Origin of the sequence: uncultured Nostoc sp., assembly GCF_964245445.1 — a bacterium.
Lineage (GTDB): Bacteria > Cyanobacteriota > Cyanobacteriia > Cyanobacteriales > Nostocaceae > Nostoc.
This window is the reverse complement of sequence record NZ_CAXTNE010000108.1, coordinates 1-24,078: the sequence shown is the minus strand read 5'-3', so window position 1 is coordinate 24,078 and position 24,078 is coordinate 1. Positions and strand designations below refer to the sequence as shown.

Genomic DNA, 24,078 nt, shown 5'->3' with positions numbered 1-24,078 from the left:
TTCCCAGCCCCCAGCCCCTAGTCTCACCCTTAGTGTTACCCTCCCAGTATTAGTAAATTTAATGGCATTTCCCAAGAGGTTGAGCAAGACTTGACACAGTTTATTTTCGTCCGTTTCTATGTATTTAGGAATGTTTTGTGCATATTCAAACACCAGTTCTAAATTTTTAGATGCAGCACTTGCCTGTTGCATCTTTTCTAACTTCTTCAATACATGAATTAAGTCAAAGCTGCTGCTATTTAATGTGATTCTGCCAGCTTCGATTTTGGACATTTCTAGAATGTCGTTAATTAAGTTGAGTAGATGTTCGCCAGCACGATTAATAATTGCTAAATTTTCTTGATGTTCGCTAGATAAAGAATAATCTCGGCTCATGACTTGGCTAAAACCGAGAATCGCATTGAGTGGGGTGCGCAGTTCGTGGCTCATATTAGCAAGAAATTCACTTTTGGCTCGGTTGGCGGCGGTGCTTCGCGCCGCTTCACGAACAGCAGCTTGTTGTTCTTGTGCGGCAATTTTTTGCGATTGAATTAGTTCTTGTTGGGTGGTTTGTAGTTGCTCGATAGCTTGCTGGAATTCTTCAGTACGTTTTTTTACTTGAGCCTCTAAGGTGCGATTGTATTCTGCTAATAAGTTTTCTGCTTGTTTGCGTTGGGTAATATCAAAAAATGTGGCGAGCGCAAAAGCAAGATTTCCTGATTCATCATAAATTGGCTTTCCCAAAACTTCAATGGGAATAATCTTGTCAAAATGGCGAATTTCCATATCATCGATCCTGGCGCTTTCCCCAAGCAATGCTCTCAAAATCGGCTGGCGATCGCTAGGGTAAAGTTGATCTGTCCCAGCAAGATAAGCTTGATATACCTCTGATAATTGTTCGCTGCTAACTTGTGTGATCGCTCCTTGACCAAGAATTTGCTGCCCAATATTATTTGTGTAATAAGGTTCACCTTCAGCATCTATAATAAATACACCTATTGGCATAGCTTCTAAAAATTGAGTTAGCCGACTCTGGCTTTGAGATAGCGCCTCATTTAAGACTTGCATCTGAGCATTCTTTGCTTCTAAAGTATTGAACGATACTTGGAGTTGCTTTGCCATAGTTTCAAATGACTTGGCTAGTTCTCCCAGTTCATCGGAACGCTGAATTTCTGGTATTTGCTCCCATTCCCCTTTAGCAATTCTCTTCGCTGATGTGTTTAATTCTAAAATCGGCTTAATTACCCAGCGACTAGTCAAAATCCCAATTCTTGTAGCGACTAAAAAAGCAACCATGCACAGCAAAATAGTGATGCGGGTGTTGGCGTTAATTTGCTCCATAAATTCGCCTTCGGGAATCGCCGCCACAATTAGCCAATCTAAACCCAGTTCATCCTTCCAGTTTTTTACCTGCACAAAATAACGCATTCCATCGGCGGTAAAACTTAGCTGTTGCTTCTCTCCAACAAACTTAAGACTGCCAAAGCGTTTGATCAAAGACTGTGTTGTGAGTCTAATTAAAGAATTTTGACTATCTAATGCTGATAAACGTTTTCCTTTACCATTAATGACGGTATATGGTGGTTCGCTAGTAGAAGAAGCCACTATTAACCCAGAACGCTCTAAAATAAAAGTTTTACCCGAATCATTAATTTTTAAATTGGCTAAAAAATTGCTGATTTGTGATAAAAGCAAATCAACACTAATCACCCCAACAAATTTGCGATTTTTATCGTAAACAGGATAGCTAGAAGATATGGATATAATTTCTGGTTTATCTTCCCATTGATAAATTTGACTCCAAACTCGTTTACCTAACTTGACTGGATCTGTATACCAAGCTTCTAGGCGAGGATCGTAATTTTTAACTTCCTGTAAATGGCGGCGATTTCCTTGGTTGTCTGTAGGGTAAACATAAAGTTTGCCCAGGCCATGCTTTTCGCTAACTTCATTAATTAAGAGCTTGCCATTATCTAGACGTTCAACACCGATAAACTCACCTTTAGGATTGGCAAAGCTGTTGTAGCCAACATTGAAAACTTGCATTTGTTTCCAGAAATAATTGCCGGTGGTTTGAAAATCCGAAAGATTGAGCAAACCTAGCTCAATCGCATCTAAGTTGATTTGATTGATTTGCTTCGGGTTTGTTAAATAGTCATCAAGATGCTGTTCAATGCGATCGCAGATTTCATTTTCTAATTGATTAGCAAGCTCCGTTACCGCTTTTTGGCCGTTTTGATACGAAAGATAGCCCACAAGTCCCACCGCGCCACAAATTTGCAATATAAAAGGCACAATCAGAACATACCTCAGGGGCATATTGGCATAAACTTTGCCAACTAAGCGATTAATAGATTTGATGGGCTGAAGTTTGGATAACATTGTTGTTTAATTCTTCCCCAGCATATATTAGGGGTATTTTTGCCATATCAGCTACATTTAATATCAGGATAATTACGGCGTATTATGCATTTACTATGACATTTATTTAATTACTAAGTATAAAAGATTACACAAATTTTATTTTCTGCTTTTTTGATTGGCTAAATTCCTCCAAAGTCTAATTTTCAGACTTAACAACACCGATAGCGAGTCTTGCCTACGGCACAGTGCGCGAACGAGCGTCATAACCCGTCGTAGATATTGCACCTGAATTGACTCAGTTTTATCAGATTTTCTCGGATGAAATGAAATTTAACCGATAAGCTACAGTATGCCATTCTAAAATTCAGGTCGTCATTAGTACCCAATCCTAAATTTAATTTTTAATTGCTGAGGTCTTGATTTTCCGGACTGAAAACCCTTGGACTTATATAAAAATTAAGTACAACAATTTTAAAATTTTCATATAAATACAGAGTAAAAATAAAAAAATCTAAAAAAATATTTACTAAATATTTTTTATTTTAAATAAATGTTAATTTTATTGTGGAAATATGTCAACCTCATCGCCGATTTGTAAAATTTTTCCGGCTGACGATGGGGCTAATTGGGTATTGACACTCAATCTGTAAAAGTGATTAAAAGGCGATGAAGCAACCCAATTTGGTAGAGTTGCTTGTCGCTGGGTTGCAAAGATTTTTTGAAAGTTTGGGTAAGCTTTTCCTAAGTAAGAATCGCGTGTTGGGACTATACAACGCTGACATGGATTAACCCCAAAAAAATCTACATCTCCCACTCGAAAGGAGACTAAATCACCTTGTTCACTAAATAGTTGATCTTCCCAAAATGCTGGTACACCATCAATCTCGATGTTGGCACGCATCCGACGGCGTATTTCATCTACATTTAAACCGGGAAACCAAGAAGCTACTTCTGCCAATGTTGCTGTACTAATTACCGTTGGTCCAGGTGAGTATGTATCGTCAGGAAAACCCATTAGAGAATTTTGCCTTAATGTGACAGCAAACTCAAAAAAATCACTCATAGTTGCCTCTAATGCTTGCCGTTCCTCATCCAGATGAAAAATTTGTTGTGAGTCGCCGCCTGGGATGTGCAACGAGATAGTTCTATTTAAGAGTGCAAATTGCGCTCTTAGTAAATTGATTTTAGCATGACGTTTGCCATTGACAAATCTATCCTGTTCGTCAAAAATGGCAAACTCGCGGTCATGCTGTAGTGCGCCACTGGCAAGAACTCTAGCGTTCTCAACTTCAACACCATCGAGTGACTTAACTGGATACAGTAAAATTTTGGCTAGGTAAGGCATCATAGCAATTAGGACTTACGCATTGTATAAATGCATCGTGATATGAATTAACGGAAATTGCTTGTTTTAGGCTTTTCTTAATTATCCTGCGATCGCAAATAAACCATGCTGTAGGGGCACAGCAATGCTCATTGGTGTTAACAAAAGCCTAGAAATAGCTTAACTGAAAGCTTGACTCACTCGCCTGGAACTAAAGTTCTTTGGCTTTTAACTAAAGTCTACTGAAGTAGACTAAAGATTTTGGGTATATTTAATCATCAAGAAATAACTTTTGCTATTAGCAAGGAACTGAAGTTCCTGGCGAGACATGACTTTTACGTTAAGTTGACACCTATGAGCTATTGCTGTGCCCTTACAAAAGATGTGGTTTTTCACTTACGCATATTTGCCATTTATTGTCAATGTGTAAGTCCTAGCAATTTTGAATTTTAGATTTTGCGAAAAGTTGGAGCGGAGTCAAAATTAGTGATTTAGCAATCTTCAATCTAAAATTCTTTTGTTACTTATACGAGCTGCTAGCTGAAAACCTTTAAAAGACAGGGAAGGCAGGGGAAGAATTTCTAACTCTTGACCAATGACTAATGACCAACGACTCCTCTGGTTTTCCCAACAGGTAAGCACTCGCGTTACTTGTTCAACCAGAGGAGCGTCAATCATAATATTGTTAATTACGGATATATTGGCGATTTATCTATTCCTCCAACATGATTTAAAGGCCAGAAGCGAACTACAGCCCGTCCAATAATATTCTCGCGGGGGACAACACCCCAGCAACGACCATCGTAACTATTGTTACGGTTATCACCTAGTACTAAATATGAATCGGTTGGTATAGTCTGGGGTTTCGCCAAAAAAGGTGGCTGTGGCCCTGATTGGCAAACATCAATGACTGTAGTCTGACCAGAACTGAGGTAATTGACTTCTGGAAGGGGTTTGTTATTGATATAGACTTTGCCATCCTTAAGTTGTACTTTTTCTCCAGGTAAGCCAATTACACGTTTAATAAAAGCATCTTGGTATTGTTCTTTTTGTAGCTCTTTTGTAGGCGAAAATACTACAATATCTCCCCGTTGCGGGTCAGCAAATTTATACTTCAACTTATCGACAATGATTTTATCTGCCTCCCATTGGTTTGGCGTACCATGCAGAGTCGGTTCCATCGATCCAGAAGGAATCCAGCGTGCTTCAGCAACAAAGGTACGAATTCCCAGAGCTAGAACAATGCTCAATACAATTGTTCTACCTAGCTCTGCGATCCAAGAATTATCGGGTTGTTGACTAGAGTTGTTATCAGACACTTTATTTTGCATGAAATTACTTAACTGAAGGAAAGATGCAGGTAATTAACTCGCCTAGTGATACTTTATCTGTTAATCTTAACGGGAAAATTTTAATTTCCTAATCATGCTCCCATCTTGACTACCAATTTTAGATTGGGGATTTTAGATTTTGGATTAGGGTATTTGTTTTGGGTCATGACTCGCCTCTGGTGGGCGAAACCAATGTAAAATACCCAAACCGCATTCTTTCTAGGCTACGGTCAATCCAAAATCCAAGTTGCGCTGGAAGCGCACCAAAGGTGCGACTTAAAATCCAAAATTGATTGACGGGGTTCTTCATAAATTAAAAATAAACTTTTTTTTTAACCCTCGGCAAAAATTGGTTACTCTGATCGCGAATAAGTTTAACCTAAAAGCATAATTCTCTGTAATACATAGCTCCCTATCTCAACTTTGTTAACCCTATGTCATCTACACAAATTTTACTGATTCGCCGCGCTCGCATAATTCTACCCAATGGTGAACTGATGATTGGGGATGTATTGACCCGCGATCGCCAAATAGTCGAAGTTGCACCAGAAATCTCCGAAACGGCACTAGCCACTGAAATTGACGCAGAAGGGTTAACTTTGTTGCCAGGAGTTATCGATCCGCAGGTGCATTTCCGAGAACCTGGACTAGAACACAAGGAAGATTTATTCACCGCCAGTTGCGCCTGTGCTAAAGGGGGAGTCACTTCTTTTTTAGAAATGCCCAATACGCGCCCCCTGACAACGACACAGCAGGCTTTAGACGACAAGCTACAACGTGCCTCACAAAAGTCCTTAGTTAATTATGGCTTTTTTATTGGGGCAACAGCAGAGAATCTACCAGATTTGCTCTTAGCAAAGCCAACAGCGGGAATTAAGATTTTCATGGGGTCGATGCATGGTCAGTTGCTGGTTGATGGCGAAACAGCATTGGAGGCGATATTTGCTAAAGGCGATCGCTTGATTGCCGTTCATGCCGAAGACCAAGCTAGAATTAACCAACGTCGCCAAGAATTTGCCAACATCCACAATCCAGCCGTTCACTCGCAAATTCAAGATAATCAAGCGGCAATGCTTGCAACCCAACTGGCATTAAAACTTTCTCAAAAATATCAACGTCGTCTGCATATTTTGCACATGTCAACTGCCGAAGAAGCAGATTTGCTGCGTCAGGAGAAACCTAGTTGGGTAACAGCAGAAGTGACACCACAGCATTTGTTGTTAAATACCAGTGCTTACGAGAAGATTGGCACTTTGGCACAGATGAATCCACCTTTGCGATCGCCCCACGATAACGAAGTTCTCTGGCAAGCTTTGCGCGATGGCGTGATTGATTTCATCGCTACAGATCACGCGCCGCACACCTTAGAAGAAAAAGCTCAAGAATACCCCAATAGTCCTTCGGGAATGCCTGGGGTGGAAACTTCTCTAGCTTTGATGTTAACTGCGGCGATGGAGGGAAAGTGTACTGTTGCTCAAGTTGTTAACTGGATGTCAAAAAATGTAGCTGTGGCTTATGGTATTCCTAATAAAGGAGCGATCGCGCCTGGTTATGATGCCGATTTAGTGCTTGTAGATTTAAACACATATCGTCCAGTCCGGCGCGAAGAACTGTTAACTAAATGCCGTTGGAGTCCCTTTGAAGGCTGGAACCTCACCGGCTGGGCTACAACCACCATTGTCGGCGGTAAGGTAGTTTATGACAAAGGTCAGGTAAATCCACAAGTGCGGGGTCAAGCTTTAACTTTATTATAGGAAATATTTATTTAAGCTTATGTAACAGACAAATAATTAGACATTAAAGCCATACTTGAACTGGCAAGATTTTCATCTATCCCAAGTTAAGACTAGATCAATGCCCTTCGGTTAAAGCTAAAAGACGACAATCCTTATTTTTTCCCTTTACCCTTTTAACCCAAGGGTATTGACTAATCACTGTATCAGAAATTGCAACTTGAAACCCTGAATTTATTTATAAGTGTTTCAAGCCAAAACTTCAATAACTAATCACTAGATTACCTATTTATTCTTCTTTCCCCTGCTTGGCGTCCTTCTCTAACGAGACGCTACGCGTTGGCGAAAGCCTGCGGCAAGCCCTCCGGGTGATGCTCCTAACGTCGCTAACGCTGCGCTAACAGCAGTCGCTCATGGGGGAAACCCCCAGACGCTCGCAGGCTCGCTAACGCTGCGCTATCGCCCTTGGCGTCTCCCCTTGGGAGAAGATCGCGCAGCTTCACCGCTCTGCGTCTACGTAAAAAACTTAGGTATTCTTCCATTTGGATAAAAGTAAACAAGCAAATGGAACAGTATTGCAATTCATTTCATGATGCTTGTTCCCAGAAACTATGCCCGGAAACATAACCATAGAAATAATCAAAGAGAATTGCTATGTCCTTCAAAATTTTAGCTTTAGACGGTGGCGGTATTCGCGGAGTCGTTGCAGCACGAATACTTCAAGAAGTAGAACAAGAAATTAGAAACCAGGGGAAAGGAAACTTTTTACACGAATACTTTGATCTGATTTCTGGCACTTCTACTGGTTCAATGTTAGCAGGAGCTATTGCTTTAGGAAAAGAGAGTCATGAACTCATTAAACTGTATAAAGATAGAGGTCAAGATATATTCCCGCTAGATAGAAAAGAACGCTATAAAAACTTGCCGTCTATCATCAAATCAATTCTTGATGTATTTTCACCACCTAAATATTCTCATGATGGAATTATTAGCGTCCTCAAAGATACATATAAATCCACAAAAATAAAAGATATTGAAAAACCCATTATTTTGATTCTTGCTTACGATACATTATATCGGAATACAACCTTTTTTACAAATTGTCATCCCGATTTAGGAGACAGATGGTACGATGACTGTTATTTATGGCAGATATGTACTGCTTCTGCCTCAGCACCTACTTTTTTTCCACCATATAAATTAGAACCTGTAGATAAAGAAAAATTTGGTGATTGGGAATTTCCACATATTGATGGAGGAGTTTCTGCTAACAACCCTTGTCTTGCAGCGTTGAGTCTGGTTATGAGGATCAGTCAATCTTCAGTCTCTCCAACAATTAAGCAAAAATATAAACTGGATAATCTGCAATTGGAAGATATTTCTATTCTTTCTATTGGCACAGGTCAAACTGGTAAACCATATCAATATAAGCAAATAAGTAAATGGAGAGGCTTAGACTGGGTACAAAATCTTACTAATATCTTTATGGAACCTACATCTGAGATTGATAGTACTATTTGTCGGCAAATCATGGGTGGATACGATTCTAAACGTTACTTACGGCTTCAGTTTGACTTAAATGAGACATTTAAAGCCAAGCTAGAAGAGACTTATAAAGATCCTCGAATTGTATTACCTCCAGAAGATCGAAAAAACCGATTTACAGGGGAAAAAGTCAATGAAGAAATAGATAACGCTAGTTTGGAGATTATTGAGCAGTTAATAAATACTACTTCTGCATTCATTAATAAAGGTCTTACGTACTATACCAGAGACGACTCCGGTTCTCCGATAAAAGAGGCGATCGCCTCTTTCATTAAAGATAACTAGTGCGTGCATCCACGTAGGCATATTAATATCAACTAATCTAAGATAAAACATCTCGTATTTATACATAATTATTGTATAAATACGAGATGTTTTATTTAAAGCTTTATTAATCTCGGTGTTAACTACATAGGTGAAGAGAAGAACTTATTGCTATTTAAATTAATTTTAAAACGTTTGAAAGATCCGTATTTATGTGTATATATTATGACTTTATTTTGAGTATATTGAGGATAAGGAAAAGTTAGACAACTTCTACAGACCTTGCTTGATGTTGTTTAACTTGTCTCTACTAGCTTTGGCTGCTAAATAATCCAGATTTGTCCTCTTAATGACATAGAGAACCAATCGGGTAAAACCAAGCTGACTAAGTTTTGTGAAAACTCTCATTTAACCCAACAACAGTTTACATTTTCTTCATTTATAGACCATCTAAATCAGTTTTTTAACTGATTATTGCAGCAATAAAGCTGCTGTTACAAAATTTTTTAATTTATTCTGGGTTGAGATAACAATGTTAGTGATTTACAGTGGTGAGCGTGGTAGTGGCAGATAGAACGAGTGTGGAGTTCTCCCTCGACTGTTTGCAAAAATTTTCTCGTATTGTATATTCTCAAAAAAGTGACATTTCTCGTACTTCAGTCGGGAGATGAGCTTAAATCGTGGCAATGACTTCGCTAATGGCACAATTGAATGGGATCAGTTCGACTTGACGAGTGCCCTCATTCCCATAAGTCAAGCTCACACTTAAATAGCTATCTGGCTTGTAGGGCAATCGTTCTGCCCATTCAACTGCCACAATTCCTGGTATGACTTCAACACCTTCCCAGTAACTTTCTAAATTCAGGGCTGCAACTTCTTGTGGTTCTAAGCGATATAAATCTAGATGGTAAAGGGGGAGGCGTCCCTCCGTATACTCATTAATCAGGGTGAAGGTGGGACTGACAATAGGTTCAGCGATTCCCAAACCCTTGCCAATACCTTGAACTAGGGTAGTTTTACCAGCACCTAAATCACCTTCTAGTAAAATTACATTGCCAGGAGTTAGGGATTCACCGAGAGTAATACCTAAGCGTAGGGTCGCCTCTGTATCTGCAAGAAAAATTTTCATAATTAGTCATTAGTCATTAGTTATTAGTCCTTTGTTTAGACTAAATAACTAATTTTCATTTTCCTTCATTTTGAATTTTGAATTCCCCGTTCGCATAGCGTCTCCGCAGGAGAAGGGACTGACCTCTACCGTACCACCGCAACAACACTTGTGCTAGCTTCTGCGGATTGTGACGGATAACACCCGTTTCATCTTCATACAAAACATTAGCTGGAACAATCCTTCGTCCTAGCTGAGTTACGGCTTCTCTATCTAGGAAAACCGGATGGGAGTTTTGTTCGGCGTAGCGGATGAGTGATTGCTCTGAGGGGGATTTTTTGTGTATCAGTACAGCATCGAATAACCGCCTTTCCCCACAAGCAGCATCAATTGCTCTGATGTGATCTGCAACAGTGTATCCTTCAGTTTCTCCTGGTTGAGTCATTATATTGCAGATATAAATACGGGGGGCATCTGTTTGAGCGATCGCATCGGCAATTTCTGGTACTAATAAATTAGGAATTAGGCTGGTATAAAGGCTACCTGGGCCAATAATAATGTAATCAGCTTCTTTAATTGCCTTAATAGCTGCTGGTACTGCTGGAGGATTATCGGGAATGCAGCCAATTTTGACAATTTTACCGCCAGCCTTGGGAATGCTAGACTCCCCATCAATGCGGCGACCATCGGCTAATTCTGCCCAAAGGCGAACATCACTGAGAGTTGCTGGTAGTACTTGTCCCCGTACTGCTAGCACTTTAGAACTGGCTGCAACGGCTTGTTCTAAATCTCCAGTAATATCACTCATTGCCGTTAAAAACAAATTACCAAAACTGTGACCCGTTAACCCATCTCCAGCCCGAAAACGGTATTGAAACAATTCTGTTAATAACTTTTCTTCATCTGCTAGTGCAGCCAAACAATTGCGAATATCCCCTGGTGGTAACACTCCAAATTCTTGACGCAACCGCCCAGAAGAGCCACCATCATCGGCGACAGTGACAATAGCAGTAATATTAGCGCTGTAGGTTTTGAGTCCCCTCAACAACATAGAAAGTCCCGTACCACCACCAATTACCACTATTTTCGGGCCTCGGTACAATCGATGATGTGCCAGCAAGACATCGATGAGTTCCTCTCCACCTTCTGCTCTTAGTACCTTAGTAATTGAGCCTACAGTGCGAGTTTGCCCCCAAAGCACTAACAGCAAGCCGCCAAGCAGCACCAAAGGCCCACTAACATAGTTGGGTAAAATGTTGGTGATTACTCCCAAGAAACCCCTAAACAACTCGATCATCCAAAAAATTGGGGTGAGCTTAATCCAGATAGCTAACCCCAAACTCGCCAGCAGTACACCCCCAATACTGATCAACAACCAACGTTTTACCGATAGTCCAGGGGATAACCATTTGAACCACTGGTTAACCCGATAGGAAGTACGAGAGCGCGACTGCTTTTGCAGGGCGTTGAGGGCTTGTCTGAGAAAACCAATTGACATACCTGATTTACAGCAGTGCTACAAACAATAATTAACAGAAAATTTACACCAGTTGGTTTAAAACACTTGGCGTGAAACTATTATATTTGTCTATCCCATTAGACTAAGAGCAAGTGGTCAAAATTGCCAGTATTCCTAGTTAAACAATACCCTAGCTTGATAAAAGTGAATTTAATGGAAAAACGAATTTTAGGATTAGATCCAGGACTGGCAATTTTAGGATTTGGAGCAATTACCTGCACACAAACTCCTAACAAGGTACCAGAGACTACAGTAAATATGCTGGATTTTGGCGTAATCAAAACGTCGGCAGATGTAGAAATGGGACTGCGCTTATGTACCTTGTTTGATGATTTACACACCGTGATCGAGGAATTTAAACCAGATTTGGTTGCGATCGAGAAGCTATTCTTCTATCGGATGTCAAGTACAATCCTGGTTGCACAGGCGCGGGGTATAGTCATTTTAGTGTTGGGCCAGCGTCGTCTTCCTTATGTAGAGTTTACTCCTGCTCAAATTAAACAAGCTTTAACAGGGTATGGCAATGCCGATAAGTCGGAAGTGCAAGAAGCAGTGGCGCGGGAGTTGGATTTAGATGATATTCCTAAGCCTGATGATGCTGCGGATGCTTTGGCGGTAGCTTTGACGGCTTCTTATCAGCTGTAGGTGTGTACACAGACAATAAAGTTCGTCAGAATCCCTCACTGATTGATTCTGACCTGGCATTGATGGTTTTGCACTAAATTGAAAATTTGGTGTGGTGTTTCACCATTTATTTAGCGTTCGACTGAGCGCTCACGCCGAAGTCCACCATTCGCACGGAATTCAATTTCTTATTTTAATACGCTTGGGTTAAGGATTTTTGGTATTGATTTTAGGTATGTAGAGACTAATAATTGCAACGTCTTTTGCATTGGATTTGGGCCTTAACTGAACTGTATTGTTTCTTATTTTGGCGAGGTCGCGCATGTATGATTTTTTATTAATAAGGATTTTACTTAATAAGTAGGCTTGAAAATAAAACACTATAACTATTGAAATCAAGAACAAAAATTTTATGCTTTAAATGCGTTTGCGTTACTCATGCATCTGAGAGCAAATTATGTTTTAAAAGCTAGCTAGCAACACAATAAAAGGACTTGAGAATCTAAGCCTTATGTCGGCAGATAAACCTCTAAATCACAAGCTTAATCTCACTTATTTAAATATTAATTATAACAATATAACTTTATACACAAGTACACTTAAGCGTACAGAGGTGGTACAATAATTATGAGTACTCAATCGTACATAAATTTTAAGCTTGCTGTACCACTAAAAGTACTAGATATACAAAAACTTTCTCTAGCACGGAATATTAAGTTTTAAAAAAGACTTTAATTAATCTAATTTACTGAGAGAATGCAATTACAGGATATTGGCTGAAGATGCTTGAAATAAATCATTAACATTTAAAAACAGCTAAAATAGCTTACTTAGTTTCTAAGTAGTTTCAAAACTCTATGTTGCAATAATCTCAACTTGAAGAATTATTATTTGATGTGTGTAAACTCCTATGGTCAAGCGATCGCTCCAGGGATCACTCACCGGGATTCAACAAGCTAAAAAAGCGTTCGCTCATAAGGGGTGGACACAAGACTATTTGGCATTTGAAGTCAACTTAAAGACTCGCCAACCAATTTGGCGGTTTTTTAGTGGGCGTCCCGTTGAGCGTCATATCTTTATAGAAATTTGTTCTGTATTGTCGTTGAATTGGCGGGAGATTGCGGCTAATCCTCCAGAAGAATTCTCTGAATCAAAAGAACTTGGTACTGCTGAATTTTTAGATATTGATGCTCTAGTACAACAAGTGCGATCGCAACGCTTCGACAAAATTCAAGACCAGTGCGGCACTTTGCAGTTATTAGATGTTACTCGCCCCGTTATAATCGACGACATTTACATCGATGTCAACATTTTGGAGGAGATTGCAAGCCTTCAGTGGTTAGAGTTTGCTGATTTGCAAAACTTTACATCAAAAGAATTCGATCGCTTTGGTTTAGGTGAAGTATCCCAGACACAAATGGCGGGGATCGCGGCAGTTGAAACTTACTCAAAGCTGCGGGTGTTGGGTAAACCGGGAGCAGGTAAAACCACTTTTTTACAACATCTGGCGATTCAATGCAACCGAGGGAGATTTGCTGCAAATCGGGTTCCTATTTTTGTCACCTTAAGAGATTTTGCCGACGAAACGAGAGTTGCAGGAGAGTTCCATTTACTCAACTATATTTGCAAAGAATTCTTTACCTGTGGAATTTCAGATCCATCTGTGCTGGAAACTTTGTTGTTGGAAGGCAGAGTATTGCTGTTGCTGGATGGATTAGATGAAGTACTCCATCAACAGAGTAAGGGTGTCGTCAATGAGATTCGCAGACTATCTGAAAAGTATCAAAAGAATATCTTTGTCGTTACCTGCCGCACGGCAGCTAAAGCTTTGAACCTCAGACGCTTTACAGATGTTGAAATTGCCCCTTTTAGTCGAGATCAAATTGTTGCTTTTGCTCAGAAGTGGTTTACAGCAGTTACGAAAACGAACATCCAGAATCAACAAGAACAGGCATTTGAGTTTATTGAGAAACTAGATTTACCCGAAAATTTACAATTTCAAAGACTTGCTGTCACTCCCTTATTTTTGCATCTCGCCTGCTGGGTTTTTCATCACCAGAACAAATTTCCAACCCAAAAATCTGCTTTTTATAAGCAATGTTTAGACCTGCTCTTGGGCAAATGGGACGAAACTAAAGCAATTGAGCGGGATGAAGTATACCAAGGTTTTTTATTACCACAAAAACTTAAGTTGCTGAGTCAGGTTGCTAGCGCGACATTTGAGCAGGGTAATTACTTTTTTGAACAACGCATTGTTGAGCAATACATTAGCGACTATATCAGTGATTTGCCGAATGCTTCGACGGAGCCAGAGGAATTGCAATTAGATAGTGAAGGCGTACTTCGAGCGATAGAGTTGCAACATGGATTACTAGCAGAACGAGTGCGAGGGATTTTCTCTTTCTCTTCTTTAACGTTTCAAGAATACCTGACTGCTCGACTAATCGTCGCTAATCATAATTTACAAGCATTAGAACAACCGTTAGAACGTCTGGTGAGTCATATTAGTGAACCCAGGTGGCGTGAAATCTTTTTGTTAACGGTTGCCATGCTGCGGAGTGCAGATTTTCTGGTACTGTTGATGAAGCAAGAAGTTGATGCGCTAGCGGCTCAAGATCCATATTTGCAAAAATTTTTAACTTGGGCAAGTCAAAAGTTTCTTACTGCTCCTGAGTCTACTGCAATTTGGGCGTTTCATCTTGCCCTGGCTAGGACTCCTCACCTTACCCCGTACTTTGCCTTTGTCTGCATCTTTGATCGAGATATTTTTTTGGATGCGGCATTAGATAACCTAGTAATGGAATGCAAATCTAATTTTGCCAATGTCTATGGGTGCAACGATGCTCTGAGTAGTGCTTTAGCAATTGTTCAAGATGCTGGTTTACATCAAGCTTTACAACAATTTAAAGACCTACTGCCCGATCCAGAACAAAGTAGAGAAAGCATTCAGACATGGTGGCAAACAAGTTATCCTGCTTGGATGGAACAGTTAAAAACTGCGATCGCCAAGCATCGAAACATTCAGCATGACTGGCATTTCAGCCCACAGCAACAACAAGTATTACAACAATATTACGATGCCAATCAGTTGCTTATCGATTGCCTTAATAGCAACTGTGAAATCACAGACGTTGTGCGGCAGGAGATTGAAGCCAGTTTGTTGTTGCCGATAACAGAACTTCAGGAGCAAGAATGGCAGGGATTGTGATACTAAATTGCGAACGCAAGTAGTACCTCTTTCCCAACTTCCCCCGCTTTCCCTGCCTACTAAAACGCTTTTATTCACTAAGAAAAGGTATCTATGCTTGGACACAACATTATTGTGATTGGCACTTCGGCAGGCGGACTCAAAGCACTGGGCGCAATCTTGGGCGCTCTGCCTGCTGAGATTGATGCTGTCTTCTTCATTGTTCAGCACCTCGCAGCGGATAAGCCTAGCATTCTCCCCCAAATTCTTACAGATGTAGGCTCTCTCCCAGCATCTCACCCGGCAGATGGAGAGTCAATTCAAACTGGGCGAATCTATGTCGCACCGCCCGATTATCACCTGTTGGTCAACCAAGGCTCGATGCGTGTCGTGCGCGGGCCTCAAGAAAACCGCTTTCGCCCCGCGATCGATGCGTTATTTCGTTCAGCCGCCCGCGCTTATGGTACAAGGGTGGTAGGTGTGGTACTCACTGGCTATCTTGATGATGGCACGGTGGGGTTGCAGGCAATCAAAAAACGGGGCGGAGTGGCGATCGTTCAAGACCCGAAGGAAGCAGAATACCCCAGCATGGCCAAGAGCGCCTTGCGGTATGTGAAGGTCGATTACTGCTTGCCGCTTGCAGAAATCCCAGATTTGCTAGTGCAGTTGTCAAAGGAACCCGCCGCCAAGGAGGAGGCATACCCCCTGACCAAAGAGATCGAAATTGAATCCAAGATTGCTGAACAGCAGATGAATACCCAGGAGTTTTTGAAGAATGTAGAAGCGATCGGGACTAGAACGACTTACACCTGCCCTGAATGCAACGGCAGCATTTGGCAAATTGGCAAAGCACATCCGCTACGGTTTCGCTGTCACACGGGGCATTCTTTTACAGCTAATGTGTTCCTGGCAGAGCAAACTCAGAATCTCGAAAATGCGCTGTGGTCGGCTGTGCGGGTAATGGAGGAAAAGGTTACATTCTCGCGTCAAATGGCAGATCAGATGAAAAACTACAATTTAACTAGTGCCGCAACAAAATATGAGAATCATGCAATGAATTTAGATAAAGAGGTATCCTTTATTCGAGATATCATTCTCAACGGCTTTGCCACGAAACGAACTATTGCCGCAATAGAGGAAGATCAGCCGGAGTAGCTATAGGCTCACCCTTGGGAAATAGCCAATTGCTGGCAAACACTGTTGTCAAGCTTTTGAACAATTTGTTGAATGGCTGCAAGGTCGGTATAACAGTTAGCAACATCAATAAGGCTAGTACTGGTCATCGATCGCAACCCGACCACTTCAACCCGAACTCCTTGACTAGCAATGGTATTCAGCACGTAAGCAAAATCTCCATTGCCACTGACTAACACAGCTGTATCGCAATGTTGAGCCAGCCCGATCATATCCACCGCAATTTCTACATCCAGATTGGCTTTTTTGGCACTATTCCTTAACTGTGTCACTGCTTTAGTAATGACGCAAAAGCCGTTGTGACGCATCCTGTAAAGAAACCCACGCTGCTTCTGGTTCGTCGGATCGTAGCCCGTGTAGTAAAAAACATGAACCAGGTAATCTCTAGCTGTCAAATAATGCAACAGTTTGAGGTAATCAATTTCAATATTGAGGTGTGAAGCTGCATAAAACAGATTCGAGCCATCAATGAAAACAATCACTCGACCGCGATCGCCTTGATTGGGGATGCAGTTTTTATCAACAGTAAGTGGATGGGTCGCTTCAAGCGTGGTATCTGTAAAACTGGATTTTTGATTAGATACCTTCTGAGTTGCTTTTCCTAAAATCTTTTTCTTAATAACAGTATCTGCCACTTATAACTCCTTGATCAGGTGGCTAGTACCGCAAGGCGGAAGTCAAAAGGAGCCAGTGCGCCCTTGCGGCTCTGCCGACTTGTTCGCTCTTAGCGTTCCCGCAGGGTAGCAACTGGCTCTCAAAAGTCAAAAGTCAAAAAGCTTATAGGACAGACTTTTTGGCGATTTGGAATGGGTGGTTTATTTACGCCGTGCTGTACTAGAAAAACTTTCTTTGTTTATCAAAGCAGAATAAAGGCGTCAGTCGCCAGAATGGGCTGCGCCCCGCTACGCTAACAGAATTGAATTCTGTGTGAGTGGTGAATGAATAAATGGGTTTAAGACCCCCGCTAAATTTTTAATTTAGCGGTCTACAATTAGTGGCAAGTCTGAACCCCCCACTTGCGTTTGTTCTGACCGGAGGCGAAGCGTCTCCGGCTCCGCTCCTGAATACTGACTTCTGGATTCTTCTTCAAGAATTTTTTTGCAATATTAAAGGGTGTTTGTATTTAAATCAACCCTGTACTATACGTCCGCAAATCTGCCTCGGTGAGGAGTATCATCGTTTCTGCACCAACTCTGCCAAAGTTAGGCTCTAGCCCTAATGCCATCTCAATGAGATACGTCCATGTACCAGATTCAGGTGTGTAGCTCCGTACAATCCCTTCTCCACCTACAAAGCTCACCCATTGAGTATTGCGAAACTTAGGCAGCTTCATGAAGGTTGCAGTCATGCTTTTGATTCCTCAATTCATAGTTGATACTTTCTGTTTTAGTAAAAGAAATTAAATATGTTTTGTATCTTTTTGAGTAAAGATGTTAAACATCATCTATAACTTTGGAATGTTTTAAATGCAAATTATACAATTTATACGTAATTCAAATGTTTATTCAAACGTGATATGGCGGTTATTGTATGCTGCGGGAAGCCGCTACGCGTCTATAAATCTTAATACACTTTGACCTCTCTCCAAACCTCTCTCCTTTGAGGAGAGAGGCTTTGAATCTTACTCTCCTTATCGGGAAGGGGCTGTTCTTGTTAAGTCTGTATTACACTTAACTAATACCAATTCTCTAAAATAAGGCAACAGATGTAAGCAGGGATTGCCTTGCTGCATCTAAATTTCTCAATTGCGAATTGCGTTAGCGAGTCCGCGTTCGCTTTTAGCGTCTCGTAGAGAGCGTCATTGCGAATTGCGAATTGGTATAAGAAGCGCTATATGGCAATCTTTTATCATTCGTGTGTGAAAAATTAGATACCCGACTTCTTTGAGAAGTCGGGTATCTAAACACCGCGCATTTTTTATTTTTTCATAATTAAAATTAGTTGCTTTCTACCCTCAAATACGAATTACGTAGCTTGCTTCTCGCCTTCTCTACGAGACGCTACGCGAATGGCGAGTATTACGAATTATCTGTGACTTGTCCACTCAAGTTTGCAACCATAAATACTAATTCAATAAGCTCAATCGGTTTAGCTAAATGCATTTGGAAACCAGCATCAATCACCCTTTGCCGCTCTTGCTCGGTGGCATAGGCAGTGATTGCTGCTGCTGGAATTTGTCCCCCGGCAGATGCATCAAGCTCTCTAACCTGACGAATCAGGGAGTAACCATCCTCATCTGGCATTCCAATATCTGCTAGCAGCACATCGTATCTGCCAGGAGATTCAGTTAGAGCCGCGATCGCTTCCCTTGCCGATGTCACAACCACTACTTCAGCCCCGAAGTCTTCTAACATCCACTTGATTAAGTCGCGGCTATCTACTTGATCGTCTACAGCCAAGATGCATAACCCTTCAAGGGTAACAGATGGACGCTTACCATCTAATGTATCTAGAGTGCTTGACAAAACACTCGGCTCTAAATAAGTTGGCGGTGTAATCTCTGGCGGTATTGAACGCAGAGGCAGCCTGATGGTGATCGTGGTTCCTTTTCCTTCGCCTCGACTTTGTGCCTGAATTGTTCCACCGTGAAGTTCTACAAGATGACGGGCAATTGACAAGCCCAATCCAAGTCCCTGACTCGCTTTGCTGGTGCTGGAATTTCCTTGGCGGAAGCGATCAAAAATATACGGCAGCAAGTCTGCCCGGATGCCAATTCCTGTGTCGCTGACTTGAATTTGGGCGTGATTATCTACAGCTTCGAGTATGATTCCCACTCGCCCATCGGCTGGAGTGAACTTAATCGCGTTAGAAAGTAAATTCCACAGAACTTGCTGTAAGCGATCAAAATCTCCGACAACTGTCGCCGAGTTCAACTGTGAAATAATTTGAATGCTTTTCGCCTCTGCGGAAAATTCTATAGACTTAATGCTGGCATCCACTACTGAAACTAGATCGATTAGACGAGTGTTTAAATGAAGCTTTCCACTCGTAATCCGTGAGAGATCCAGCATATCATCGATTAATTTAGCTTGCACTTTAGCACTCCGCTCCACCACTTCCCAGGCACGAGTGACTGCTGAAGAATCTAAATTGCGGGTGCGGAAAAGTTGCGCCCAGCCCAGTATACTATTAAGCGGGTTACGAAGTTCATGGGAAAGATTCGACAGGAATTCGTCTTTAGCTCGGTTGGCCATTTGGGCCTCTTGACGGGCTGACTGCTCCTGTGCTAAGATAAAAGATCGCTCTAACTCAAACTGCTTGCGATCAGTGATATCTTCAATGGCCAGCAAAATCCTTTGGGCTTCTCCCTGTTGAATAACTTTCCAACCATTGAGCAGCATGGTTTTCTTCCCAATATGCTCAAAATGATGCTCCACCTCCAAGTTTTGAATACTGGTATTGTTAACCAGAATGTCTTCTAGGAGCGGTTGTAATCCGCGCAAGTTCCACTGACCATTCCCTAGTTCAAAAATCAGAGATTGCGTTGTCTCTGCTGGTGAAACCTGAAATGTTTCATAAAACGAGCGATTGGCTTTGTTCACCCGCAAATCAGAATCAAGCACGATTAACGGCACTTGTACCGTCTCCACAATCGCTTCAGCGTAATTCCGGGCTTGTTCTAAGCTTTCTGCATTGCGTTTGAGAACATCAATATCTATTAACACCAACACTATTCCGTCAATCTGGTTTTCTGTGGTGCGATAAGGACGGATGCGGAGGTTATACCAATGTCCCCCAAAGGTTTGGACTTCTAATTCTTTGATGCTGAGTGTGTCAAGTACCTCTAAAATTAGAGGTTCTAAATCAGGAATATTCAGATTGGCTCTGATATCGCTCAAAGGTCTTCCAGCATCGGTGGGAATTAAATTGAAAAGCCGTTGCGCCATCGGCGTAAAACGTCGAACCCGTAAGTCCGAAGTCAATATCAAAATGGGAATATTGATACTGGCAAGCAAATTCGTCAGATCGTTATTAACTTGGTGTAATTCCTGATTTCGAGAGCGAAGTTCTTCATTAGTTGTGTTGAGTTCTTCGTTGGTTGCCTGAATCTCTTCTTTGGCAGTTTCTAGCTCCTCATTGGTGCTTTGCAACTCTTCATTGCTGGAGAGGATTTCTTCATTAGCAACTTTCAGGTCTTGATTGATGTGTTCTTGCTCTTGAATCACCGCTTGCAGATATTCTTGAGTCGCAGCCCTCTCTTGGTTGGCGTTTGCAAGTTCTTGCCTGAGCCGCACAATCTCCTGCTCTAGGTAGGACTGCTCCTGGCTCTCAGGATTTACGGGGTTGAAGTTGTTAACTACGGGTGGGGCTTCTTCAAATAAAATCAGAAAGTAGAATTCTTCGTTAGCCGCAGAATTGAATGGAATCACCTCAAGATTGACGATTCTTGAAAGATCGCCTTCTTCAATTCGTAACCCTTGCTTTTTAACTAGATTTTTTTGCCGTTGTGCCTGATAAATTGCGGCGCGTAGCTCTACGAGCAAGCCTTGGCGCACCATTTTAAATAAGTTGAGACTCGCTTTCCCAGGTACAAGTTTTAGGTAGAGATCGATTTCTCCCCGAAGTTGCAGCACCTCCATTTTGTTGTTGATTACTACACCCACTGGGGCATAGCGATTCAAGATCAGTTGATCGGTTTCTCTATCTAAATCAAACTCCTTTGACGGATTCTCATTGGTCGGGTTAGGTTCCTCTAGGTTTGCTACTGGATAATTGCTGGTAACGAACGAAAGAATTGGACGATTTGCAGTTAGCTTCTTGGCATAAATTTTATACTTTTTGTCAATGAGAGTAAACAACTCCGAATATTTACCTGTGCTTTCTGAAGTCCCTAGCAGCAGAAAGCCTGTCGGGTTGAGACTGTAATGAAAGATGGGCAGTATCCGTTTTTGCAACGTTTCGTCCAAGTAAATCAGTACATTCCGACAGCTAACTAAATCTAAGTTAGAAAAAGGGGGGTCACTGCTCAAGTCTTGTCGGGCAAACACACACAGTTCGCGGACAGCTTTGCTAATTTGATATCCACCGCCTTCAATGGCATTAAAGAATTTGCGACGGCGCTCTGGTGAAACCTCCACCATTTGATTCTCTGGATAAATGCCTGATCTGGCTTTCTCAATCGCTATTTCACTGATGTCTGTGGCAAAAATCTGGATCGATGGTGGGGTTACTTTATCTGACAAAAACTCCAGCAAAGAGATGGCGATCGAATACACTTCTTCGCCCGTGGAACACCCCGCCACCCAAATCCGAATCGGCAACTCTAACGATTTGTTTTTCGTGATGGTGGGAAAGACTCGCTCTTTCAACACTTCAAAGGCTTCAGGCTCACGGAAAAAATAGGTGACGTGGATCAGAATTTCTTCATAGAGCGCCTTGACTTCACCCGGATTCTTTTGCAAATACTTGGCATAATCCTCTAACTTTTCTAATTTATACAACACCATTCGGCGCTGGATTCGGCGATCGAGCGTATTAGGCTTGTAGTGGCTGAAGTCAACGCCAGTTGCCGATCGCAACAATACAAAAATAATCCCAAGAGCATCTACCAGTTCGGGCAACTTCTCAACCGTGAGCAGCGACTGTGAGTTAGAAATCAAAAGATTGCGACTGAGGTTTGCCAGTTCCTCAGCAATTTTTTGAGGCGGCAGAATAAAATCAACATTCCCTGTGGCAACAGCAGTATTGGGCATACTATCGAATTTTGCCGTGTCTTCACACTGAGCAAAAGTCACGCCTCCAAATGTTTTGATTGCCTTTAGCCCCAGTGCACCGTCTCCATCCGTCCCAGATAAAACCACTGCGATCGCTTTTTTCCCTCGATCTGCTGCCAATGAAGTAAAGAACGCATCAGCAGGCATATATTTACCCTGAACTTTCTCTCGCGGCGTGAGTTGCAACACTCCATTAGATAAGATCATCTTAGTGTTAGGCGGAATAACGTAGACCATGTTAGGTTGTATAGTCATGCCATCTTGCACTTCAGTGACTAACATTTGAGTTGTTCTTGCCAGAATCTCGCTCAACAGACTCTTATGGTTAGGGTCTAAGTGTTGAATCAGCACAAATGCCATCCCTGTATCGGCAAGCAAATATTTGAGCAACTGCATAAACGCCTCTAATCCACCCGCAGAGGCGGCAATGCCAACAATGGGAAATAAAGCATCTGCAATGTCTTGCTGCTCTATGTCGAACGCTTCATTAGCGGTAGATTCAGATACAGGTTGCTCAGAGGGTTGATCGGATGTCATAGGATGAAGTTTAGCACTGCAATGGTTTGGCAACTAAGGTTTATATTTAGATTCAGTTTACTTACTTGCCCTATATTTAATAATAGTTTGAGTATAAGTTAAATACATTAAGGCTTCTTTGGGTAGTGCGCGTTCACGTTGGCGAACGCGAGTGCGTGTCGCAGACAAGCCTCTCTGCAAAGAGAAGCGTCTCGCACAGAAGCGCAGCGCAAGCGCGAGAGGCAGGGAGTAGAGACGCGATTAATCGCGTCTCTACTAGGGAATCAGACTTTTCGAGTTATACCGATTTTTTTCATGCAATCAAACAGGAGTCCTATATTCCCAAAATATAAACTATAAACCATTTAAGTTTTCTAAATCCAAGTCACTGCCAAGAAGTAAGAAGCTAGAATAAATCCAATACCAATAATTCCGCTACTCAAAAGCAAAACTAATTGAGTTAAGTCATTCATTTGATAACTCCTGAGATTAATCCTATCGTTTATCAAGTTCATTAGTAGCATTTGAAAAGTATTTATCCCCACCAATAAATGACCCATATTATTACTTTTCAAAAGTTAGACTACTATATCTAAGACATTAATTAAAGCTAGTTAGCATGAGTATGAGGATTATTAGCAATTGCTAAAATGCCAAGTACAGCAACAAAATCATCAACAACTACGGGTTTAGCAACGCATAGACTAAACCCAGCTAAAAGAGCGTGTTGATACATATCTTCTGTTACAGTGCTTGTCAGAGCGATCGCTGGCACTACTTTGCCTCGTTCTCCCGTAAGTGTTCTCACTTGGTGAATCAGAGCATAGCCATCCTCCTTTGCCGAGGAAATACCATTCAAGAGGATATCAGGTTGCCATTGCTCAAATATTTCCAGAGCTTGTCCTAAAAATGCCGTTTGCACCTTCACACCATAGGATTGCAACATCGGCGTCAACGAATTGCAGAAATTGACATCATTATCTACAAGGAGTACTCGTAGCCCTTGTATAAATGAAGGATTAGTAGGAAATTTATTATTTATATGCATCAAAGTTTCAAAATTGAGGTTTTCTTAAGCTTTAGAATTTTCTTAAGCAGTACGTTTATTGTGCTTGCTTGAAGTTCAATAAACGTCTCATCAGTAGTCATGAACGGGCTATTACCTTTGAAATGATTTACTGCCTTAGCAGCTTTAAATGCAGCAAATAGCATACTAGTACCGCAAGGCATAAGTCAAAAGTCAAAAAACTTTAATTTTGGGCTTTCTGGCTGTTTTGAAATGGTAGGTATATTTACGCGGTGCTGTACTTTTTGTTAACAATTTGACTTTAACACCCTATTGTTAAAGCTGAGGTTTTAGATAGTGTATAAGTTGTATATTTTGTATAAATTTAGCAAAAATTTTTATGAAAAAAAGCATTCAAATTATTCTGATGCCCGGTAACTACTGCTAACAATTATTAATTATGTCTAAAGAAGTAGAGTCTTTATGTCGTTCAGTAGTAGAAAACAAATTTCAACAATAGATACTTGGTTTTTATAGATGAGAGCAGTCTCTCTCATGAAATTTGCACTTGCGACTTCGCTTTCGAGGATGATATGGAACCTCTGGATAATTCATCCTTGAAACTATCCCACTAATAAAAAAGTATGGTAATCTACTTCTCAACAAGGAG

At 41.3% G+C, this 24,078-nt stretch carries 15 protein-coding genes; 5 read left to right on the top strand and 10 right to left on the bottom strand.

Annotation, left to right across the window (positions count from 1 at the left end; translation table 11 throughout):
• From ACFE90_RS18775 to lepB, 4 genes are all read right to left on the bottom strand, one after another.
• The coding region (locus tag ACFE90_RS18775) for a histidine kinase dimerization/phospho-acceptor domain-containing protein (RefSeq protein ID WP_375503112.1) at positions 1-2,361 on the bottom strand (2,361 nt) is incomplete at its 3' end.
• Positions 2,362-2,902: 541 nt separating this feature from the next.
• Entirely contained in the window at positions 2,903-3,688 is a 786-nt protein-coding gene (locus ACFE90_RS18770; RefSeq protein WP_375503114.1) for an MOSC domain-containing protein, read from the bottom strand.
• 480 nt (positions 3,689-4,168) lie between these two features.
• Complete coding sequence (locus tag ACFE90_RS18765) at positions 4,169-4,345, bottom strand: hypothetical protein (protein ID WP_375503110.1); 177 nt, start codon at positions 4,343-4,345, stop codon at positions 4,169-4,171.
• 11 nt (positions 4,346-4,356) lie between these two features.
• Positions 4,357-4,998, bottom strand: coding sequence for a signal peptidase I (gene lepB, locus ACFE90_RS18760; RefSeq protein ID WP_229556685.1), 642 nt, complete (start codon positions 4,996-4,998; stop codon positions 4,357-4,359).
• A 434-nt stretch (positions 4,999-5,432) separates the two neighbouring features.
• Here lepB and ACFE90_RS18755 point away from each other — a divergent pair, with 434 nt between their 5' ends.
• Complete coding sequence (locus tag ACFE90_RS18755; RefSeq protein WP_375503108.1) at positions 5,433-6,752, top strand: dihydroorotase; 1,320 nt, start codon at positions 5,433-5,435, stop codon at positions 6,750-6,752.
• A gap of 633 nt (positions 6,753-7,385) precedes the next feature.
• A complete protein-coding gene (locus ACFE90_RS18750; protein WP_375503106.1) occupies positions 7,386-8,561 on the top strand; it encodes a patatin-like phospholipase family protein in 1,176 nt (391 codons plus the stop codon).
• 652 nt (positions 8,562-9,213) lie between these two features.
• Here ACFE90_RS18750 and tsaE read toward each other — a convergent pair.
• Both tsaE and yvcK read right to left on the bottom strand, forming a co-directional pair.
• Entirely contained in the window at positions 9,214-9,669 is a 456-nt protein-coding gene (gene tsaE / locus ACFE90_RS18745; protein WP_375503104.1) for a tRNA (adenosine(37)-N6)-threonylcarbamoyltransferase complex ATPase subunit type 1 TsaE, read from the bottom strand.
• Between the two features lie 55 nt (positions 9,670-9,724).
• Entirely contained in the window at positions 9,725-11,146 is a 1,422-nt protein-coding gene (gene yvcK, locus ACFE90_RS18740) for a uridine diphosphate-N-acetylglucosamine-binding protein YvcK (RefSeq protein ID WP_375503102.1), read from the bottom strand.
• A gap of 174 nt (positions 11,147-11,320) precedes the next feature.
• Between yvcK and ruvC the strand changes: the two genes are divergently transcribed.
• The 3 genes from ruvC (at position 11,321) to ACFE90_RS18725 (ending at position 16,133) form a co-directional block, all read left to right on the top strand.
• Positions 11,321-11,812, top strand: coding sequence for a crossover junction endodeoxyribonuclease RuvC (gene ruvC, locus ACFE90_RS18735; RefSeq protein WP_375503100.1), 492 nt, complete (start codon positions 11,321-11,323; stop codon positions 11,810-11,812).
• An 889-nt stretch (positions 11,813-12,701) separates the two neighbouring features.
• A complete protein-coding gene (locus ACFE90_RS18730) occupies positions 12,702-14,999 on the top strand; it encodes an NACHT domain-containing protein (RefSeq protein WP_375503098.1) in 2,298 nt (765 codons plus the stop codon).
• A 93-nt stretch (positions 15,000-15,092) separates the two neighbouring features.
• A complete protein-coding gene (locus tag ACFE90_RS18725) occupies positions 15,093-16,133 on the top strand; it encodes a chemotaxis protein CheB (RefSeq protein ID WP_375503096.1) in 1,041 nt (346 codons plus the stop codon).
• Positions 16,134-16,141: 8 nt separating this feature from the next.
• On the opposite strand, the gene ACFE90_RS18720 is transcribed toward ACFE90_RS18725, so the two are convergent.
• The 4 genes from ACFE90_RS18720 to ACFE90_RS18705 form a co-directional block, all read right to left on the bottom strand.
• Complete coding sequence (locus ACFE90_RS18720; protein ID WP_375503094.1) at positions 16,142-16,807, bottom strand: NYN domain-containing protein; 666 nt, start codon at positions 16,805-16,807, stop codon at positions 16,142-16,144.
• A gap of 488 nt (positions 16,808-17,295) precedes the next feature.
• Positions 17,296-17,520, bottom strand: coding sequence for a hypothetical protein (locus ACFE90_RS18715; RefSeq protein WP_375503092.1), 225 nt, complete (start codon positions 17,518-17,520; stop codon positions 17,296-17,298).
• Between the two features lie 670 nt (positions 17,521-18,190).
• The gene (locus ACFE90_RS18710) at positions 18,191-22,423 is read right to left on the bottom strand and encodes a chemotaxis protein CheB (RefSeq protein WP_375503090.1); all 4,233 of its coding nucleotides are present in this window, start codon (positions 22,421-22,423) and stop codon (positions 18,191-18,193) included.
• Between the two features lie 589 nt (positions 22,424-23,012).
• Positions 23,013-23,450 carry a response regulator gene (locus ACFE90_RS18705; protein WP_375503088.1) on the bottom strand — a complete coding sequence of 146 codons (438 nt, stop codon included), beginning with the start codon at positions 23,448-23,450 and terminating at the stop codon, positions 23,013-23,015.
• Between the last annotated feature and the right edge of the window lie 628 nt (positions 23,451-24,078).

What these genes read in the sequence shown, in the direction of transcription:
- yvcK (WP_375503102.1), bottom strand. Translation starts at nt 11,146, where the DNA reads ATGTCAATTGGTTTTCTCAGACAAGCCCTCAACGCCCTGCAAAAGCAG.
- tsaE (WP_375503104.1), bottom strand. Translation starts at nt 9,669, where the DNA reads ATGAAAATTTTTCTTGCAGATACAGAGGCGACCCTACGCTTAGGTATT.
- ACFE90_RS18710 (WP_375503090.1), bottom strand. Translation starts at nt 22,423, where the DNA reads ATGACATCCGATCAACCCTCTGAGCAACCTGTATCTGAATCTACCGCT.
- lepB (WP_229556685.1), bottom strand. Translation starts at nt 4,998, where the DNA reads ATGCAAAATAAAGTGTCTGATAACAACTCTAGTCAACAACCCGATAAT.
- ACFE90_RS18725 (WP_375503096.1), top strand. Translation starts at nt 15,093, where the DNA reads ATGCTTGGACACAACATTATTGTGATTGGCACTTCGGCAGGCGGACTC.
- ACFE90_RS18755 (WP_375503108.1), top strand. Translation starts at nt 5,433, where the DNA reads ATGTCATCTACACAAATTTTACTGATTCGCCGCGCTCGCATAATTCTA.
- ACFE90_RS18770 (WP_375503114.1), bottom strand. Translation starts at nt 3,688, where the DNA reads ATGCCTTACCTAGCCAAAATTTTACTGTATCCAGTTAAGTCACTCGAT.
- ruvC (WP_375503100.1), top strand. Translation starts at nt 11,321, where the DNA reads ATGGAAAAACGAATTTTAGGATTAGATCCAGGACTGGCAATTTTAGGA.
- ACFE90_RS18715 (WP_375503092.1), bottom strand. Translation starts at nt 17,520, where the DNA reads ATGACTGCAACCTTCATGAAGCTGCCTAAGTTTCGCAATACTCAATGG.
- ACFE90_RS18730 (WP_375503098.1), top strand. Translation starts at nt 12,702, where the DNA reads ATGGTCAAGCGATCGCTCCAGGGATCACTCACCGGGATTCAACAAGCT.
- ACFE90_RS18750 (WP_375503106.1), top strand. Translation starts at nt 7,386, where the DNA reads ATGTCCTTCAAAATTTTAGCTTTAGACGGTGGCGGTATTCGCGGAGTC.
- ACFE90_RS18765 (WP_375503110.1), bottom strand. Translation starts at nt 4,345, where the DNA reads ATGATTGACGCTCCTCTGGTTGAACAAGTAACGCGAGTGCTTACCTGT.
- ACFE90_RS18705 (WP_375503088.1), bottom strand. Translation starts at nt 23,450, where the DNA reads ATGCATATAAATAATAAATTTCCTACTAATCCTTCATTTATACAAGGG.